Source organism: Cellulomonas carbonis, assembly GCF_014636275.1.
Taxonomy (GTDB): domain Bacteria; phylum Actinomycetota; class Actinomycetes; order Actinomycetales; family Cellulomonadaceae; genus Actinotalea; species Actinotalea carbonis.
Genome location: NZ_BMEB01000008.1, coordinates 57,374 through 76,307 on the forward strand (window position 1 = coordinate 57,374; position 18,934 = coordinate 76,307).

Here is an 18,934-nt window from a genome sequence, read left to right on the forward strand (position 1 = left end):
GGGTCAGCCGAGGCGGGCGGCGAGGTTCTCGTCGATCGCGGCCAGGAACTCCTCGGTCGTGAGGAAGGGCTGGTCCGGGCCGATGAGCAGCGCGAGGTCCTTGGTCATCTTGCCGCTCTCGACCGTCTTGACGACGACGTCCTCGAGGGTGTTCGCGAACTCGGTGACCTCGGGCGTGCCGTCGAGCTTGCCGCGGTGCGCCAGCCCGCGCGTCCAGGCGAAGATCGACGCGATCGGGTTGGTCGAGGTGGGCCTGCCGGCCTGGTGCTGGCGGTAGTGGCGCGTGACCGTGCCGTGCGCCGCCTCGGCCTCGACGGTCCGGCCGTCGGGCGTCATGAGGACGCTCGTCATGAGGCCGAGCGAGCCGAAGCCCTGCGCGACCGTGTCGGACTGGACGTCGCCGTCGTAGTTCTTGCACGCCCAGACGTAGCCGCCCTCCCACTTCATGGCCGCGGCGACCATGTCGTCGATGAGGCGGTGCTCGTAGGTGAGGCCCGCGCTCGCGAACTGGTCCGCGAACTCGGTGTCGAACACCTCCTGGAAGATGTCCTTGAACGCGCCGTCGTACGCCTTGAGGATCGTGTTCTTGGTGGACAGGTACACGGGGTACCCGCGCTGCAGGCCGTACGCGAACGACGCGCGCGCGAAGTCGCGGATCGAGTCGTTGAAGTTGTACATGCCCATCGCGACGCCGCCGCCCTCGGGGTACGTCACGACCTCCTGGTGGATCGGCTCGGAGCCGTCCGCCGGCGTGTAGGTGATCGTCAGCGTGCCGGCGCCGGGCACCTTGAAGTTGGTGGCCTTGTACTGGTCGCCGTGCGCGTGACGGCCGATGATGATCGGCTTGTTCCAGCCCGGCACCAGGCGCGGGATGTTGCTGATGATGATCGGCTCGCGGAAGACGACGCCGCCGAGGATGTTGCGGATCGTGCCGTTGGGCGAGACCCACATCTTCTTCAGGCCGAACTCCTCGACGCGCGCCTCGTCGGGCGTGATCGTCGCGCACTTGACGCCGACGCCGTGCTCCTTGATGGCGTGGGCGGCGTCGACCGTCACCTGGTCGTCGGTCGCGTCGCGGTTCTGGATCGACAGGTCGTAGTACCGCAGGTCGACGTCGAGGTAGGGGTGGATCAGGCGGTCCTTGATGAACTGCCAGATGATCCGGGTCATCTCGTCGCCGTCGAGCTCGACGACAGGATTGACGACCTTGATCTTGCCCATGCGGAAGCTCCCGTTCGAGTGGTCTGCACTGCCGGCTGCGCGGGCCCGTCGGACGGCGGTGCTGCGGAGCAGCACGCGCGGGCACCCGGCGGCCTCGTGCCGCGGTGGGACGGCACACCCGCCGCCGACCGCTGCATCGCACGGCCAGATTACTCGACATCGAGAGATCTCGGGCCGCGTCGTGCACGGCCCGGCCGCGCCCCCCGCGACCGGGGCCTCAGACGCCCGGGGCCGCCTGGAGGACGAAGATCCCGACCGCGAGGCCGGTCAGCACGACGACGTCGAACCACGTCGACCGCACCGCGATGCCCTCCGGCTCACGGCCCCGGCGGGTGAGCCGCGCGAGCGCCGCACCGACGAGCGTGGCGACGAGCACGAGGGCCGCCGAGCGCGCGCCCTCGACGACCGCCGCGACGCACGCGACGGCGATGGCGAGCGTCACGAGCCACAGCGCGGGGGCGCGGTGGCGCTCGGTGAGGGGGCTCGTCACGCGCTCGACACTACCGTTGGGCCGTGACCTCCCCCGCCTCGCAGGACCCCGTCGCGCACGAGGGCCGCACCCTGCAGCGCCCGGGGTCCGTCGTCGTCGTCGGCGCGGGCCTCGCGGGTGCCGCGACCGTCGCCGCGCTGCGTGACCAGGGGTTCGACGGCCACGTGACGGTGCTCGGGGCCGAGGGGCTCGAACCCTACGACCGCCCGCCGCTGAGCAAGGAGCTGCTCGACCGGACCGCCCCGGCTCCGCTGCGCGACGAGGTGGGGGCCGACGTCGCCCTCGCGGACGACGTGCGGCTCGACGACGCGGCGACCGGGCTCGACCTCGACGGCCCGCACCCCGCCGTCCGGACCGCCACCGGGGTCGTCGTCGCGGACGCCGTCGTGCTCGCGACGGGCGCGCACGCCGTCGTGCCGCCGACGTGGCGCGGTGCGCGGACGCTGCACACGTGGCGCGACGCGACCGGCCTGCGGGAGGCGCTGCGCGACGGGCCCGCCGGTCGCCGCCTCGTCGTCGTCGGCGCGGGGTGGATCGGCGCGGAGGTGGCGGGCGTCGCCGCGCGGGCCGGCGTGGACGTCACGGTCGTCGAGGCGGCGACGGCGCCCCTCGCGGCGGCGCTCGGCCCGGCCGTCGGGTCCTGGACGGTGCCCTGGTACGACGCGGCCGGCGTGCGGCTGCTCACGGGGGTCCGCGTCGCTGCGGTCGAGCCCGGACAGGTCCTGCTCGACGACGGGACGTCGCTGCCCGCCGACGTCGTGCTCGTCGCGGTCGGCGCGCGGCCCTCGTCGGGCTGGCTCTCGGGCGCCCTGCCCCTCGAGCCGGACGGCTCCCTCGCGGTCGACGACGCGTTCCGCGTGCTCGGCACCGACGCGCCGGTCGTGGCGGTCGGCGACCTGGCGGTGCGCACGTCGCCGCGGCACGGCGTCGTCCCGGGGGGCCACTGGGACGGTGCGCTGCGCGGCCCGTCGGTCGCGGTGCGGCGTCTGCTCGGCGGCGTGCCCGCCTCCGCGGACGACCTCACGCCGTACGTGTTCTCGACACAGCTCGGCCACGAGCTCGCGCTGCACGGCCACCCCGCGACCGACGACGACGTCGTCGTGCGCGGCGACGTCGCGGGCGCGGTGACGGCGCTGTGGTTCCGGCCCGGCACCGACCGGCTCAGCGCCGTGCTGTCCGTCGACCGCCCGCGCGACGTCGCGGCGGCGCGGCGGCTCTTCACCGGACCGGACCTGCCCGTGCTGGACCGGACGCGCGCGGGCGACCCGGACGTGCCGCTCAAGGCCGCGGTGCTCGCGGGCTGACCCGGCGGGGCCGGGTGGGCGCTCAGTGCGCCCACCCGGCCCCGCGCGCGCTCAGTGCGCGAAGTGGCGCGTCCCCGTGAGGTACATCGTCACGCCGGCCGCACGCGCCGCCGCGACGACCTCCTCGTCGCGGACGGACCCGCCCGGTTGGACGATCGCACGCACGCCCGCGTCGAGCAGCACCTGGAGACCGTCGGCGAACGGGAAGAAGGCGTCCGAGGCCGCGACGGCCCCGCGTGCGCGCTCGACGTCACCGGTGTTGGCGCGCTCGACCGCGAGGCGGCACGAGTCGACCCGGTTCACCTGACCCATCCCGACCCCGACGGAGGCCCCGTCGCGCGCGAGCAGGATCGCGTTCGACTTCACGGCGCGCACCGCACGCCACGCGAAGGCGAGGTCCGCGAGCGTCGCGTCGTCGGCGGGCTCGCCCGCGGCGAGCGTCCAGCGCGTCGGGTCGTCGCCGCCCGCCGCACCCTCGGGACCGCCGTCGAGCTCGGCGTCGACCCGGTCGACCGACTGGACGAGCAGCCCGCCCGAGATGGGCCGCAGCTCGACGCCGCCGCCCGGTGCCCCGTCGACGACGAGCAGCCGCACGTTCTTCTTGGCGCTCAGCACCTCGAGCGCGTCGTCCTCGAAGCCGGGCGCGACGACGACCTCGGTGAACACCGGCGCGACCTGCTCGGCCATCGCGCGCGTCACGACGCGGTTGGCCGCGATCACGCCCCCGAACGCCGAGACCGGGTCGCACGCGTGCGCCTTGGCGTGCGCGTCGGCGACGTCCGCGCCGACCGCGATGCCGCACGGGTTGGCGTGCTTGATGATCGCGACCGCCGGCTCGGCGTGGTCGTGCGCGGCACGCCACGCGGCGTCGGCGTCGACGTAGTTGTTGTAGCTCATGGCCTTGCCGTGCAGCTGCGTCCCCTGCGCGAGGCCCGTGCTGCCGTACCCGGCGGTGTAGAGCGCCGCGCGCTGGTGCGGGTTCTCGCCGTACCGGAGCACGTCCGCGCGGTCCCAGGTGGCGCCGATCCACGCCGGGAACCCGGTGGCGACCATGCCGTCGGGCGTCTCGACCTCGTCCGTCGGCGACAGCACGTTGCCGATCCAGGACGCGACCGCGACGTCGTACGTCGCGGTGTGCACGAACGCCTGGGCCGCGAGAGCGCGCCGCTGCGCGAGCGTGAAGCCGCCGCGCCGCACCGCGTCCGCGACGTCGTCGTAGCGCGCGGGGTCGACGACGACGGCGACGCTCGGGTGGTTCTTCGCCGCGGCGCGGACCATCGACGGCCCACCGATGTCGATCTGCTCGACGCACTCGTCGGGCGTCGCACCCGACGCCACGGTGTCGACGAACGGGTACAGGTTGACCACCACGAGCTCGAACGCCGCGACGCCGAGCGCCTCGAGCTGCGCGACGTGCTCGGGGCGCCGCGTGTCCGCCAGGATCCCCGCGTGCACGCGGGGGTGCAGCGTCTTCACGCGGCCGTCGAGGCACTCGGGGAAGCCCGTGAGCTCCTCGACGGGCGTCACGGGCAGGTCCGCCGCGGCGATCCGCGCGGCCGTCGACCCCGTCGAGACGAGCTCGACGCCGGCCGTGTGCAGCGCGTGGGCGAGGTCCTCCAGGCCCGTCTTGTCGTAGACGCTCAGCAGCGCCCGGCGGACCGGGCGGCGCGTCGCGTCCGCGGACGCGTCGTCGACGAGGGGAAGGGTGGGCAGGTCGTGGGACATGCGCGCTCCATGGGTCGGCTGCGCGGGCTCGTGCCCGCTCGGGGGACCCAGGCACCCAGGCGGGCGGTGCGCTGCAGGGGACTGCGGCCGCTCCCCGGTGGTCTGTTCCACCTCACGCCAGTCACGGCCGCGGCCGAGTCTAGCCGCGCCCGAACCGCACGCGCCGCCCGTCGACCAGCAGCCCCTCGCGCGCGGCACGGCCGACGACGTCGACGAGCAGCCGCCGCTCCTCGACCTTGATGCGCTCGTGCAGCGTGGCCTCGTCGTCGTCGTCCGCGACCTCGACCGCACGCTGCGCGATGATCGGACCCGTGTCGACGCCGCTGTCGACGAGGTGCACGGTGCACCCGGTCACGCGGACGCCGTGCGCGAGCGCGTCCCGGACGCCGTGCGCGCCCGGGAAGGACGGCGAGAGCGCGGGGTGCGTGTTGACGACGCGCCCGCCCCAGCGGTCGAGCACGGGGGCGCCGAGCAGCCGCATGAAGCCCGCGAGGACGACCCACGCCGGCTCGAAGCTCGCGACGGTCCGCGCGACCGCGCGGTCCCAGGCCTCCCGGTCCGGGAAGTCGGCGGGCGCGACCACCGCGGTCGCGACGCCCGCGTCGCGCGCGATGTCGAGCCCGCCCGCGGTCGGGCGGTCGCTGACCACACCGACGACGCGCGCACCGTACGCGGGGTCGGCGTGCGCGGTGAGGAGCGCGGCGAGGTTCGAGCCGCCGCCGGAGACCAGGACGACGACCCGACCACCCGGCGGGACGACGGCGGGCGTCGGGGCGGCGGGAGTCGGCACGGGGTGACCCTAGCCGGGCGGATGGGACACTGGGAGGGCTCGTCCACCGACCGCAGGAGCCTCGTTGAGCAACCCGTACGCGCCACCTCCGGGCGACGCGCCGCCGCGCGGGGAGCGCGGTTCGTCGACGCGCCAGGGCCCGACCGGGCACCCGGCCCAGGGGCGGGCGCCCGACGGGCAGCCGACCCCGGGGCACGGCCCGCACGGTCGCCCGCCCACGGCCACGCGGCAGCCCCCACGCACACCGCCCGACCCGGCCGCCGTCGAGGCGCTGTCGCGCCGCACGGGGCACGTGCTCGCCTTCCTCGTCGCGACGCTCCTGGTCACGATGATGCCGTTCCCCGTCCAGGTCGCGGCGGGCCTCTTCGCGCTCGGGGCGCTGGTGGCCGGTGCCCGCGCGGTCGTCCTCGCCTGGCGGGCCGGCGTCCGCACGCCCGCCCTCGGCGCCCTCGCAGGGCTCGTCCTCCTCGCGGGCGTCATGGTGCTGTCGTTCGCGACCATGGTGGCCTTCTGGCCAGCGCAGCAGGCGAACGCCGAGTGCGTGCGCCTCGCCGTCACGACGTCGGCGCGCGAGGCGTGCGCCGAGCAGCTCCAGCGCGACGTCGAGGACGTGCTCGAGGGCGTGCTCGCCCCCGCCGGGCGCTGACCGCCCGTCCGGGAGGGACGTGGGCCGGTGGCCCGTCAGGACGTCCGCCCGGCCGGTCCGGCGGGCTCGTCGTCGGCGGGCGCCGGGGTGGGGACCGACACCTCCACGAGCGACCCGACCTCGTCCGCGGGCGCAAGGCCCGCCGGACGGACCGTGCCGCCGCCGGGCCCCGCGGTCCCGCCGCGGGTCGCGGCCGTCGTCCGGAGGCCCGCGGCGCGTGCTCGGACGGCCGCCCGGAGCGGACGGTCGAGCGGGAGGACGACCAGCAGCAGACCCGCGAGCGCCAAGAGCGTGACCGACGCGCCGACGAGCGCGGGCGACCCGCCCACGACGGCGAGACGCCCCGGCCCCGCGGCACCCGCGCCGAGCGCGGTGAGCACCGCCGCGAGGACGCCCGCGCTCGCCGCGGCGGACACCGCCGTCACCGACCCGTGCCAGGCCCTCGTCGGACGGAGCTCGCGGTGCACCCACCACCCGGCGACGGCACCCGCGACGACGACGAGCACGGGCGCCCAGGTGAACAGGCCTCCCGACGCGGCGGGGGTCGGCAGCGACCCCAGCAGGGGAAGCGCGGGCAGGGCTGCGGGCTCGACGACGGCGGGCGCGTAGCGCGTCCCCTCGCCGACCGCGAAGCCCGGGCCGGCGATCCAGGCGAGCGCCCAGAGCACGAGGTTCGGTGTCACGGCGAGCTGGGCGACGCCGAGCATGACCCCGCCGAAGGCGTCGACCCGGAGCCCCGCGAGGACGTCACCGGTCGTCGCACGGCCCGAGAGACCCCACCAGACGCTGACCAGCGCGGCAGCCGCGACGAGCGACGCGGTCGCGACCACGCCGCCCACGACCCCGACCCGTGCGACGTCCGGGAGGCGCGCGAGCAGCGACCGGACCGCGGGCCCGATGCGCCGGGTGCCCGTGCCCGTGCCGACGAGCGCCACGAGGGCGGTGCCGGCGAGCGCGCGCAGCACCGAGCCGGCCCCGGCCCCGGACGGGCCCGCCTCCCCCACCGCGGCGAGCACGACGACCGCGACGGCGACGTAGCCGGCGGTCGCACCCGCCCAGGCCGACGCCGTCGGGTGCGCGGAGCGCCGCGCCGACGCGTGGCACACGAACACGGACAGGAGCGTGACCCCCAGCGCGACGACCGTCACGGGGGTCCCGCCCACGGACGCCGTCGCCCCGTGCCCGAGGAGCCACACGACCGAGCCGACGACCACCGAGCGCAACCACCCGACGTCGGCGTTCGAGGGGTCGGCGGACGTCACGACGTAGGCCGCCAGCGCGGGCATGACCACGACGAGGAGCGACAGCAGTGCGGCCTGGACGCCCGCGAGGACGCCCGACACCCAGTGCTGGGGCGCGGGACCGCGCGCGGTCCGGGCGAGCCGTGCCCGGACCGCCGCCGCGTACGGCACGGGGACGCGCCGCAGGAGGCTGAGCGGGAGGGGCCGGGTCACCCCGTCATGGTCCCCCGCGGGTCGCCGTCCGCCCGTGACCCGCCGGGGGCGTGTCGGTCACGTCCGGGCCCGACGGCGGCCTCGCGCGACGACGGCGGCCGTGCCCGGGTGGGCACGACCGCCGTCGTGGGACCTGAGGTGGTCAGGAGAGCAGCTGACGCATGAGGTCAGCCGTCTCCGACGGCGTCTTGCCGACCTTGACGCCCGCGGCCTCGAGCGCCTCCTTCTTGGCCTGCGCGGTGCCGGACGAGCCGGAGACGATCGCGCCCGCGTGCCCCATCGTCTTGCCCTCGGGGGCCGTGAAGCCCGCGACGTACCCGACGACCGGCTTGGTGACGTTCTCCTTGATGAACGCCGCCGCGCGCTCCTCGGCGTCGCCGCCGATCTCGCCGATCATGACGATGGCCTCGGTCTCGGGGTCCGCCTCGAACGCCGCGAGCGCGTCGATGTGGGTCGTGCCGATGATCGGGTCACCGCCGATGCCGATGGCCGTCGAGAACCCGAAGTCCCGCAGCTCGTACATCATCTGGTAGGTCAGCGTGCCGGACTTGGACACCAGACCGATGCGGCCCGCACCCGAGATGTCCGCGGGGATGATCCCGACGTTCGACTTGCCGGGGCTGATGATGCCGGGGCAGTTCGGCCCGATGAGGCGCACGCCGGCGGCCTGGGCCGCGGCGAAGAACTCCGCGGTGTCGGCGACGGGCACGCCCTCGGTGATGATCACGACGAGCGGCATGCGCGCCTCGACGGCCTCGAGCACGGCCGCCTTGGTGTGCGCGGGCGGCACGAAGATCACCGAGACGTCGGCACCGGTCTTCTCCATCGCCTCCGCGACCGAGCCGAAGACCGGGATGTCCGTCGCGCCGTCGCCGGCCGGGAACGAGACCGTGGTGCCGGCCTTGCGCGGGTTGACGCCGCCGACCACCGCGGTGCCCGAGGCGAGCATGCGCGTGGTGTGCTTCATGCCCTCGGAGCCGGTCATGCCCTGGACGATGACCTTGGAGGCCTCGGTCAGGAAGATCGCCATCTGTCTGTTCTCTCTTCTCTGGTCGGGGTCTCAGGCGGCCGCGTGGGCGAGCTCGGCCGCCTTGTCGGCGCCGCCGTCCATCGTGTCGGCGAGCGTCACGAGCGGGTGGTTCGCCTCACGGAGGATCGCGCGACCCTCGGCGACGTTGTTGCCGTCGAGGCGCACGACGAGGGGCTTGGTCGCGTGGTCGCCGAGGATCTCGAGGGCCTTGACGATGCCGTTCGCGACGGCGTCGCACGCCGTGATGCCGCCGAAGACGTTGACGAAGACGCTCTTGACCTGCTCGTCCCCGAGGATCACGTCGAGGCCCGCCGCCATGACCTCGGCCGACGCGCCGCCGCCGATGTCGAGGAAGTTCGCGGGGCGCACGCCGCCGTGGGCCTCGCCCGCGTAGGCGACGACGTCGAGCGTGCTCATGACCAGGCCCGCCCCGTTGCCGATGATCCCGACGGAGCCGTCGAGCTTGACGTAGTTGAGGTCGTGCTCCTTGGCCTTCGCCTCGAGCGGGTCCGCCGCGGCGGCGTCCTCGAGCTCGGCGTGGTCCGGGTGCCGGAAGTCGGCGTTCGCGTCGAGCGTGACCTTGCCGTCGAGCGCGATGACGCGCCCGTCCTCGGTGCGGACGAGCGGGTTCACCTCGACGAGCGTCGCGTCCTCGGCGTCGTAGACGGTCCAGAGCTTCTGGATCGCCTCGACGACCGCGTCCTTGACGTCGTCGGCGAAGCCTGCGGCCTCGACGATCTCGCGGGCCTTGGCCTCGTCGATCCCGACCAGCGGGTCGACGGCGACGCGCGCGAGCGCCTCGGGCCGCTCGACCGCGAGCTGCTCGATCTCCACGCCGCCCTCGACGCTCGCCATCGCGAGGTAGCGCCGCTCGGCGCGGTCAAGGAGGACCGAGAAGTAGTACTCCTCGGCGATCCGGGCACCCTCCGCGACCATCACGCGGTGGACGGTGTGGCCCTTGATGTCCATGCCGAGGATCTCGCGCGCGCGGTCCTCCGCCTCCTGCGGCGAGTGCGCGAGCTTGACGCCGCCCGCCTTGCCGCGCCCGCCGGTCTTGACCTGCGCCTTGACGACGACGGTGCCCCCGCCGAGCCGCTCCGCCGCAGCGCGCGCCTCCTCCGGCGTGGTCGCGACGACGCCTCCGAGCACGGGCACGCCGTGCTTCTCGAAGACGTCCCGTGCCTGGTACTCGAACAGGTCCACCTGCGCCCGCTTCCCTCGGTTCTCGGCTGGTCGGGAGGACGGCCGGTCGGGCCGCCTCGCCCCCGCGATGGTAGCCCGCCGGACGAGATCTCTTCACATCAAGAGATCGGCCGAGATCGTCACCACACCGCCCGCGGGTGCGCACGGGACCCGCGGTCGGGCCGATCAGCGGTCGTCACGCGCGGCGTGCACGGGGCGGACCGGGGCGGCCGACCCGGAGCGGGCGGCTGGGGCCGGGCGACGCCGCGACCCGACTCAGAGCTTGGTGACCGGCGAGTAGCGCAGCAGGAGCCGCTTGGTGCCGTCGGCGCCGAAGTCGATCTTCGCGACGGCGTTGGGGCCGGCGCCCTCGACGGCGACGACCGTCCCGAGGCCGTACGCGTCGTGCGTGACGCGGTCCCCGACGTCGAGGCTCGGCACGTCCCCGGCCGGACGCGGCGTGGCGGAGCCGAACGACGCCCCCGTCGACGGCAGCGCCCGCTTGGTCACCGGGCCGGAGCGGGCCTCGTCGCGACCGCGCTGACGGCCGTACCCGCCGCCGGACCCGCCGGACCCGCCGCCGCCCCAGGCCGACGCGCCCGAGCCCCAGCCGCTGCCGCCGGCCCGGAGCACGGCCATGCTCGACTCGCGCCGCTTCCAGTCGACGAGCTCCTCGGGGACGTCGTCCAGGAACCGGCTCGCCGGGAACTCGTTCGGCACGCCCCACGCGGTGCGGACGGCAGCCCGCGAGATGTACAGCCGCTGGCGCGCACGGGTGAGCCCCACGTACGCGAGCCGGCGCTCCTCGGCGAGCTCGTCCGGATCGGCGAGGGACCGCATGTGCGGGAACGTGCCGTCCTCCCACCCGGTCACGAACACGACCGGGAACTCCAGGCCCTTCGCGGTGTGCAGCGTCATGAGCGTCACGACGCCCTGCTCGCGCGCCGCGGCGACGGCTGCCTCGACGTCCTCGCCCTCACGCACGTCGGGGATCTGGTCGGAGTCGGCGACGAGCGACACGCGCTCGAGGAAGTCGGCGAGGTCGCCGTCGGGCTCGGCCTGCTCGAACTCGCTCGCGACCGCGTGCAGCTCGGCCAGGTTCTCGACCCGCGTCGCGTCCTGCGGGTCCTCGCTCGCCCGCAGCTCGGTGAGGTAGCCGGTCCGGTCGAGCACCGCGCCGAGGACCTCGGCGGGGCCGGCCGTCGCCGCGAGGTCCCGCAGGCCGGCCATGAGCTCGGCGAACGCGCGCAGCCCGGTCAGCGCACGGGTCCCGACGCCGGGCGCCTCGTCGGCGCGGTCGAGGGCCGCCCCGAACGAGATCCGCTCCCGCTCGGCGAACGCGGCCAGCATCGCCTCCGACCGGTCGCCGAGCCCGCGCTTGGGCACGTTGAGGACGCGGCGCAGGTTCACGTCGTCGTCGGGGTTGGCGATCGCACGCAGGTAGGCGACCGCGTCCTTGATCTCCTTGCGCTCGTAGAAGCGCGTCCCGCCGACCACCTTGTACGGCAGGCCGACGCGGATGAGCACCTCCTCGAGCGCCCGCGACTGCGCGTTGGTCCGGTAGAAGACCGCGACGTCCCCCGGCCGGACGCCCTCGGCGTCGCCGAGGCGGTCGATCTCCTCGGCGACGAAGCGGGCCTCCTCGTGCTCGTTGTCCGCGACGTAGCCGACGATCTGCGGGCCCGCGCCCGAGTCCGTCCACAGCCGCTTCGGCTTGCGGCCGGGGTTGCGCGAGATGACGGCGTTCGCGGCCGACAGGATCGTCTGCGTCGAGCGGTAGTTCTGCTCGAGCAGGATCGTGCGCGCGTCGGGGTAGTCGGCCTCGAACTCGAGGATGTTGCGGATCGTCGCGCCGCGGAACGCGTAGATCGACTGGTCGGCGTCGCCCACGACGGTGAGCTCGGCGCGCTCGCCGCTCTCGCCCTGCGCCGCGAGCTCGCGCACGAGCACGTACTGCGCGTGGTTGGTGTCCTGGTACTCGTCGACGAGGACCTGGCGGAACCGGCGGCGGTAGTGCTCCGCGACGGCGGGGAACGCCTGGAGCAGGTGCACCGTCGTCATGATGAGGTCGTCGAAGTCGAGCGCGTGGGCCTGGCGGAGCCGCTGCTGGTAGCGGGTGTAGACCGCCGAGAGCGCCTCGTCGAACTCGTTCGCCGCACCCGACGACGCGCCCGAGCTCTGCGCGTACCCCTCGGGGTCCACGAGCTCGTCCTTGAGCGCGGAGATCTTGGACTGCAGCGCGCGCGCCGGGTAGCGCTTGGGGTCGAGGTCCAGCTCGCGCGCCACGAGCGTGAGCAGGCGCTGGGAGTCCGCCGAGTCGTAGATCGAGAAGGACGAGCGCATGCCCAGCGCGGCGTGCTCGCGCCGCAGGATCCGCACGCACGCCGAGTGGAACGTCGACACCCACATGCCGCGCGCGGGCGGCCCGACGATCGCCTCGACGCGCTCGCGCATCTCGGCCGCGGCCTTGTTGGTGAACGTGATCGCGAGCACCTCGGACGGGCGCACCTGGCGCGTCGCGAGCTTGTGCGCGATCCGGTGCGTGAGGACCCGCGTCTTGCCCGACCCCGCGCCCGCGACGATCAGGAGCGGCGAACCGCCGTGGAGCACCGCCTCGCGCTGCTGCTCGTTGAGGCCCTCGAGGAGCGCCTCGGCGCGTGCCTCGTCGCGGCCCTGGGCCGAGCCGGGCGGCACCGGTGGTGCGTCGTCGGCCGCGGGCCGGGGCGGGACGGCGCGCGGCAGACGGGCCCCGTCGGAGCGCGGGACGCCGGCGAGCGGCAGGTCGGAGAAGAGCGTGTCCATGTCGGGGACAAGGGTAGGCGCGCCCACCGACAGCCGGGCGCCGCAGGGCGTCGCCCTCCGGACCCGGGCTGCTCCGCTCAGCCCACCGGCACGGACTCCTGCAGGCGGCGCGACGTCGCGACGAGGTCGCGCGCGGCCGCACGGATCGCGCCGAGCTCCTCGCTCGCGCGCCGTGACGACGCGCTGACGTCGTCGAGGCTCGACGCGATGCGCCGCCCGCCGTCCGCGGCGCGCGTGATGCCCGCCTCCATCGACGCCGTCGTCGCGGTCTGCTCCTCCACCGCGCCCGCGATCGTCGTCTGGTACGCGTCGATGCGGCCGATGACGTCGGAGATCCGCGCGATCTCCTCCGCCGCGCGCCCGACGACCGCCTGGATCTGCTCGACCTGGACCGCGATGTCGCCCGTCGCACGCGCCGTCTCCTGCGCGAGCTCCTTGACCTCGCCGGCGACGACGGCGAAGCCCTTGCCGGCCTCCCCGGCGCGCGCCGCCTCGATGGTCGCGTTGAGCGCGAGGAGGTTGGTCTGCTCGGCGATCGAGGTGATGACCTTGACGACGCTGCCGATCTGGGCCGACGACTCGCCGAGCGCCGCGACCGTCCGGTTGGTCGTCTCCGCGGCCTCGACCGCCTCGCCCGCGATGCGGGCGGCGGCCTGCGCGTTGCGCGCGATCTCGGCGATCGACGCGCCCATCTGCTGCGTGCCGACGGCGGCGGCGTCCATGCCCGCGCTGACCTCCTGCGCGGTGACCGCGACCTCGCCCGTGCTGCGCGCGGTGCGGTCCGCCTCTGCCGCGATGCCGTCGCTCGTCGCGGCGAGCGACGTCGCCGCCGCGTCGAGCTCCGCGGCCGCGGCGGACACCTCCTCGGCGACCGACGCCGACCGTTCGAGCGTCGCGTTGAGGGCGACCGCGAGCCGCTCGAGCTCGGTCCGCCCCGAGCCCTCGGGCAGCCGCGTCGTGAGGTCGCCGCTGCCGAGCAGCGCGGCCGCGTCGCGGACGGGCCGCACGATGCCGCGCGCGACGACGAGCCCGAGGCCCCCCGTCACCGCGAGGATGACGAGCGCGCTCACGCCCAGCTCGAACGCCTCGTCGAGCGCGGCCGCCCGCACGTCGTCGACGTACACGCCCGAGCCGATGACCCAGCCCCACGGCTCGTAGCCCGTCACGTACGAGACCTTGGGCTGCGGCGCCTCGGCGCCCGGCTTGGGCCACTGGTAGTCGACGAACCCCGCGCCGTCGGCACGCACGACCTCGACGAACTCGACGAAGAGGTGCTTGCCGTCCGGGTCGACGTTCTCGGTCAGGTCCGTGCCGTCGAGCTCGGGCTTCACGGGGTGCATGACCATCGTCGGGGTCATGTCGTTGATCCAGAAGTACTCCTCGCCCGCGTACCGCAGGCCCCGCACGGCCTCGACCGCCGCGGCCTGCGCCTCGGCGCGCGTCAGCTCGCCGGACTCCTCCAGCGCGCCGTAGCCGGCCACCACGCCGGCCGCGACCTCGACCACGGCCTGCGTCGACGCGGTGCGCTCCGCGAGCATGCTGCTCTCGGCGCGGACGGCCGCGACGGCCGTGAGGGCCGCGAGCCCGACCGCGGTGACGACGAGCAGCAGCGAGAGGCGCGCGGCGATCGACAGCGACGACAGTCGTGACATGGGAGCTCCCGGGACGAAGGGCCTACGTCCCGAGCCATCGATCCGCGCGCATTGGACCTGAGGGGTCGACCCGGAAGTCACCCGGTCCCCGCCGACGCGCCGCGTCAGAGCAGACGCCGCGCCGCCGCCCAGCGGGTCAGCTCGTGCCGCGACGAGAGCTGGAGCTTGCGGAGCACGGCCGACACGTGCGTCTCCACCGTCTTGATCGAGATGAACAGCTCCGACGCGACCTCGCGGTACGAGTAGCCGCGCGCGATGAGGCGCATCACCTCGCGCTCGCGCGCCGAGAGGCGGTCGAGCTCGTCGTCGCCCGTCGCGACGTCGCCCGCGGCCGCGCCGAACGCGTCGAGCACGAAGCCCGCGAGGCGCGGTGAGAACACGGCGTCGCCGCCCGCGACGCGGCGCGCCGCGTCCGACAGGTCCTGGCCCGAGATCGCCTTCGTGACGTAGCCCCGGGCACCGGCGCGGATCACCGCGACGACGTCCTCGGCGGCGTCGGACACCGACAGCGCGAGGAACCGCGTCGTGCCGAGCAGGTCGGCGCACCGGTGGATGACCTCGGCGCCGCCCCCGCCGTCACCCCCGGGCAGGTGCACGTCGAGGATCACCACGGGCGGCTGCAGGCGACGGACGGCCTCGATCGCGGACGGGACGTCGTCGGCCTCGCCCACGATCCGGATCCGGCCGTCGAGCGACGCCTTGACCCCCGCCCGGAACATGAGGTGGTCGTCGACCAGGACGACGTCGAGGACGCCGTCGGCGACCGGGGGCTGACTCATCGGGGCGTCCCTTCGTCGTGGGTGCGGGGGTTCCGCGGGAGGCACAGGTGCACCTCGGTGCCCTGGCCCGGGCGGCTGCGGACGGTCGCGGTCCCGCCGCGACGGCGCATGCGCCCGACGATCGACTCGCGCACGCCGAACCGGTCCGCGGGGACCTCGTCGAGGTCGAAGCCGTCGCCGCGGTCGCGCACGAACACCTCGACCTGGTCGGGCGTGCACTCGAGGTACAGCGACAGCGGGGGCCGGCCGTGGCGGGCCGCGTTGAGCAGCGCCTCGCGCGTCGCCTGCAGGAGCGCCTCGGCGCCGTTCTCGGGCACGCAGTCGCCGACGACGACGGTCTCGACCGCGACCGCGAACCGGTCCTCGACCTCGGCGACGACGTCGCGCAGCTCGGCCGCGAGCGACGTGCCCGCGGTCGTGCGCTCGTCGTAGAGCCACGCGCGCAGCTCGCGCTCCTGCGCCCGCGCCAGGCGCGCGACGTCGTCGGCGTCCCCGGCTCGCGCGCGGATCAGGGCGAGCGTCTGCAGGACCGAGTCGTGCAGGTGGGCGGCGATGTCGGCGCGCTCCGACTCGCGCGCGCGGGCGGCGCGCTCGTCGCCGAGCTCGCGGACGAGCCGCAGCCACCAGGGCGCCAGGACCAGCGCGACGCCGACGAGCACGGCCAGGGCCGCGACCGCCGAGCGGACGAGGGCGTCGATGGGCTCGCGCTGCCCGACGAGGAGCACGACCCCGAGGCCGACGAGCACGAGCCCGCCCGCGAGGCGGATCACGCTGACGGGCGTGCGGCCGCCCGCGACCGACAGCCAGCGGTCGCGCTGCACCGCGTCGAGCTGGCTCCACGCGAGCCCGGTGCCGACGAGGAGGATGAGCGTCGGGACGACCCACGAGTAGTCGACGCGCGCACCGGCCCGGACCGCGACGAGCAGCCCGGCGGCCACGAGCAGGAGCAGACCCAGGCCGATGTCGGTCAGCGGCACCTTGCGGTCCGGCGCGCGCAGCCGCGGGGCGATCCGCGTGAGCGCCGCGGGCCGCTCCTGCGCCGCGACCGCAGCAGGGTCGCCGACGGGGACCGTCACCCAGAAGAAGACGTAGAGGCCGACGCCGACCGCACCGATCAGCGTGAGGAGGACGAAGAGCGCCCGGACGACGGCGACCGGTGCGCCGAGGTGGATCGCGAGACCCGTGCAGACGCCCCCGACCCACCGGCCGCGCGTCGGCCGGCGCAGCGGCAGCCGCACAGGTGCACCGGGCGCACCGGGCACGCGGGGCCCACCAGGCCCACCAGGCCCAGCCGGCCCGCCAGGCCCGGAGGGGCCGCCAGGCCCACCCGGCACCGTCGACGTCGTCACGGCAGCATCGTCACACGTCGGGGCCCTCCCCCGGGCCTGCCCGGGGCCGCGCAGGGGCCGTTCAGGGGAAGGGTCCGGGTCGGACCCCGGGGCGCATCCGGGGACGCGGGACGGCGGATCAGGGTGCGCTCAGGGGACCACCCGATACCGGCCGCCCTGCCCGCGGGACGACGATCGAGCCATGACGACGACACCGCCTCCGCCTCCTCCCGGGACCGGCTACCCGCCCCCGGGCGGACCTGGCTACCCGCCCCCCGGCGGACCCGGTCGGTACGACGGGTCGGGCAGGCCCGGACCCGTGCCCGGGCCGCCCCCCGGCCGGCCCGGAGGCCCCTCGGGGACCGACGCGTTCTTCGACACGGTCCGCCGGTCCGGGATCGCCCGGTCGCCCGAGCGCTGGGTCGGTGGCGTGGCCGGGGGCCTCGCGGCGCGAGCCGGGCTCGACCCGCTCCTGGTCCGCGGCGCGTTCGTGCTCGCGGCCTTCCTGGGTGGGCTGGGCTTCGTCGCCTACGCCGTCGGCTGGGCGCTCCTGCCCGAGCACGCCGACGGGCGGATCCACCTCCAGGAGCTGTTCCGGGGGCGCTTCGACGTCGCGATCCTCGGGGCGTTCCTCGTGCTCGCGATCGGCATCTCGACCCCCGACCGCTGGGTCCCGTTCTGGGGCAGCGGCTGGGGCAGCGGCGACTGGTGGTCGGGCCTGCTCTGGGCGGGCGCGATCGTCCTCGTCGTCGTCCTCGTGACCGGGCTGCGCCGGGACGCGCGCCCCGGCCCCGGCGCCCCTGCGGCCCCGTACCCGCCGACGGCGCCTCCTGGTCCCACCTCATCCACCGCGGCCGCCGCCTCGTCCGCGTCGCCCGCCACCTCGACCGAAGGACCTGACATGGACACGACCGCGCCGTACCCGACGGCGGCCGCGCAGACGCCTCCCCCGCCGTCGTCGACGGCGACCACCGAGCCGCTCGGGACCACGACCACCGGCGGGCCCTACGCGCCGACCGGACCCGCGGGCCCCGGGTCGGGGTACGGCTCGGGCGGGTACGGCTCGGGCGGGTACGGGTCCGGTGGGTACGGATCGGGTGGGTACGGCGGCTACGGCGGCGGGTACGGCGGACCGACGAGGCCCGTCCCGTCCACCCCGGCCACGCCGCCCGTCCCGCCCCGGCCCCCGACACCCGGTCCCGGCGCGACCACGGTCGGCGTCGTCCTCGGCCTCGGCCTGCTCACCCTCGCGGCCCTCTGGTACGCACGGCGCATCGACGTCTTCGACGGCCCGCCGCTGCTGACGGCCGCCGCCGTGACCGTCGTCCTCGCGGGGCTCGGCATCATCGTGGCCGGCCTGCGCGGCCGCACCAGCGGGAGCCTCGGGGCGCTCGCGATCGTGACCGTCCTGGTCGCCGCCCCGGCCGCCGCCGTCGAGCGCGCCGACTGGGAGTGGAACGGCACCAACGCCGGGCTCGGCGAGGTCCGGTCCACGCCCGTGACGGTCGGCGAGGCCGAGCGCGGCTACTCGGTCGGCGCGGGCGAGGCCCGCATCGACCTGACCGACGTGCCGCTCGACGAGGGCCTCGTCGAGGTGCCGGTGTCGGTCGGTGCCGGGGACGTCGTCGTCGTCGTGCCCGAGGACGCGGCCGTCGTCGCCGAGGTCCGCGTCTTCGCGGGTGAGGTCACGTGGCTGGGCGAGCGCGTCGCGAGCGGCGTCGGCCGCCACCAGGAGACCTACGAGTCGCCCGCGGTCCAGGACGGCGCCGACCCGCAGATCTCGCTCGACATCTCCGTCGGCGCGGGCCAGGTCCGCGTCATCGAGGGGTCCTGATGACCACCGACGGCCGCCCCGACCCCACGACAGAGCAGGAGCACACCATGGACAGCACCAGCACCAGCGCCACGGACCGGCCCGCGGGCTCGTCCGACGACACGGCCCCCTGGGCCGTGGACGGGACGGCGACCGGCTCCACCGGCGACACGGCGTCGAGCGCCGCACCCGCGGCGACCCCCGCGCCCGAGCGGGGCGTCCGGGTCGGGACGGTCGTGTGGGGCCTCGTCGTCGCCGCCGTCGGCGTCGGCCTCGCGGCCCTCGCGGCGGGCGTCGTCTTCGACGTGCAGCTCGCCTTCATCGTGCTCGTCGCGCTGGCGGGCGTGGGCCTCGTGATCGGCTCGGTCGTGAGCGCCGGGCGACGCAGGTCCAGCGCAGCCGGCCGGGCCTGACGGCGAGCCGGCACCGCGCGCCGGGGGTGGCGCGCATCCGGACCGGGAGCCTCCCGTGGAGGGCGGGCGGCTCCCGGTCCGAGCCCGGTCCGACCCTGTGGCCCAGCCCGGTCCGACCGGGTGGGCACAGGAAGGAGGGCCGCACCGGCCGTGGCCGGTGCGGCCCTCCTCGTCCGCGTCGCCGGTCAGGTCGGCGACGGGTGGTCCCGGTCCGTGCGAGCCCGGGGTCAGACGGTGACGGGCTGGCGGACCGCGGCGGCGGGGGCGTCGACGGCGAGCTTGCGCAGCGCGTACCCGACGGCGGC

Annotated in this window: 15 protein-coding genes and 1 riboswitch; of the genes, 4 read left to right on the forward strand and 11 right to left on the reverse strand. The window is 75.6% G+C overall.

The genetic code is table 11. From position 1 onward, the window contains the following. Positions 1–3 precede the first annotated feature (3 nt). Positions 4–1,221: an NADP-dependent isocitrate dehydrogenase gene (locus IEV86_RS16450; RefSeq protein ID WP_043609280.1), complete on the reverse strand. Its 1,218-nt coding sequence runs from the start codon at positions 1,219–1,221 to the stop codon at positions 4–6. A gap of 217 nt (positions 1,222–1,438) precedes the next feature. After that, positions 1,439–1,711 (reverse strand): DUF3017 domain-containing protein, encoded by a 273-nt coding sequence (locus IEV86_RS16455; RefSeq protein ID WP_043609275.1) that lies wholly within the window; start codon positions 1,709–1,711, stop codon positions 1,439–1,441. Between the two features lie 23 nt (positions 1,712–1,734). On the opposite strand from IEV86_RS16455, the gene IEV86_RS16460 reads away from it, so the two are divergent. Next, positions 1,735–3,015, forward strand: coding sequence for an NAD(P)/FAD-dependent oxidoreductase (locus IEV86_RS16460; RefSeq protein WP_229734705.1), 1,281 nt, complete (start codon positions 1,735–1,737; stop codon positions 3,013–3,015). 51 nt (positions 3,016–3,066) lie between these two features. Here IEV86_RS16460 and purH read toward each other — a convergent pair whose 3' ends face one another. Then, positions 3,067–4,740: a bifunctional phosphoribosylaminoimidazolecarboxamide formyltransferase/IMP cyclohydrolase gene (purH, locus tag IEV86_RS16465; protein WP_052426363.1), complete on the reverse strand. Its 1,674-nt coding sequence runs from the start codon at positions 4,738–4,740 to the stop codon at positions 3,067–3,069. Between the two features lie 46 nt (positions 4,741–4,786). Continuing rightward, a riboswitch (ZMP/ZTP riboswitch) is annotated at positions 4,787–4,875 on the reverse strand. A 4-nt stretch (positions 4,876–4,879) separates the two neighbouring features. After that, complete coding sequence (purN, locus tag IEV86_RS16470) at positions 4,880–5,530, reverse strand: phosphoribosylglycinamide formyltransferase (protein ID WP_043607988.1); 651 nt, start codon at positions 5,528–5,530, stop codon at positions 4,880–4,882. A gap of 64 nt (positions 5,531–5,594) precedes the next feature. On the opposite strand from purN, the gene IEV86_RS16475 reads away from it, so the two are divergent. Beyond that, the gene (locus tag IEV86_RS16475) at positions 5,595–6,176 is read left to right on the forward strand and encodes a hypothetical protein (RefSeq protein ID WP_043607990.1); all 582 of its coding nucleotides are present in this window, start codon (positions 5,595–5,597) and stop codon (positions 6,174–6,176) included. Positions 6,177–6,211: 35 nt separating this feature from the next. On the opposite strand, the gene IEV86_RS16480 is transcribed toward IEV86_RS16475, so the two are convergent. The 7 genes from IEV86_RS16480 to IEV86_RS16510 form a co-directional block, all read right to left on the reverse strand. Continuing rightward, complete coding sequence (locus IEV86_RS16480) at positions 6,212–7,630, reverse strand: cell division protein PerM (protein ID WP_052426364.1); 1,419 nt, start codon at positions 7,628–7,630, stop codon at positions 6,212–6,214. A gap of 142 nt (positions 7,631–7,772) precedes the next feature. Further along, positions 7,773–8,660, reverse strand: coding sequence for a succinate--CoA ligase subunit alpha (sucD, locus tag IEV86_RS16485; protein ID WP_043607992.1), 888 nt, complete (start codon positions 8,658–8,660; stop codon positions 7,773–7,775). A gap of 30 nt (positions 8,661–8,690) precedes the next feature. After that, a complete protein-coding gene (gene sucC, locus IEV86_RS16490) occupies positions 8,691–9,863 on the reverse strand; it encodes an ADP-forming succinate--CoA ligase subunit beta (protein ID WP_043607994.1) in 1,173 nt (390 codons plus the stop codon). A gap of 255 nt (positions 9,864–10,118) precedes the next feature. Then, positions 10,119–12,644: a DNA helicase PcrA gene (gene pcrA, locus IEV86_RS16495; RefSeq protein ID WP_043607995.1), complete on the reverse strand. Its 2,526-nt coding sequence runs from the start codon at positions 12,642–12,644 to the stop codon at positions 10,119–10,121. A gap of 77 nt (positions 12,645–12,721) precedes the next feature. Further along, a complete protein-coding gene (locus tag IEV86_RS16500) occupies positions 12,722–14,296 on the reverse strand; it encodes a methyl-accepting chemotaxis protein (RefSeq protein WP_043607997.1) in 1,575 nt (524 codons plus the stop codon). A 104-nt stretch (positions 14,297–14,400) separates the two neighbouring features. Next, positions 14,401–15,075: a LuxR C-terminal-related transcriptional regulator gene (locus IEV86_RS16505; RefSeq protein ID WP_043607998.1), complete on the reverse strand. Its 675-nt coding sequence runs from the start codon at positions 15,073–15,075 to the stop codon at positions 14,401–14,403. After that, positions 15,072–16,313, reverse strand: a complete 1,242-nt coding sequence (locus IEV86_RS16510; RefSeq protein WP_229734706.1) for an ATP-binding protein — start codon at positions 16,311–16,313, stop codon at positions 15,072–15,074. The genes IEV86_RS16505 and IEV86_RS16510 overlap by 4 nt, the downstream gene beginning before the upstream one ends. Before the next feature lie 292 nt (positions 16,314–16,605). Between IEV86_RS16510 and IEV86_RS16515 the strand changes: the two genes are divergently transcribed. After that, the gene (locus tag IEV86_RS16515) at positions 16,606–18,237 is read left to right on the forward strand and encodes a PspC domain-containing protein (protein WP_188484769.1); all 1,632 of its coding nucleotides are present in this window, start codon (positions 16,606–16,608) and stop codon (positions 18,235–18,237) included. Beyond that, complete coding sequence (locus IEV86_RS16520) at positions 18,237–18,629, forward strand: hypothetical protein (RefSeq protein WP_052426365.1); 393 nt, start codon at positions 18,237–18,239, stop codon at positions 18,627–18,629. Before IEV86_RS16515 ends, IEV86_RS16520 begins: the two co-directional genes overlap by 1 nt. Positions 18,630–18,934: the final 305 nt, after the last annotated feature.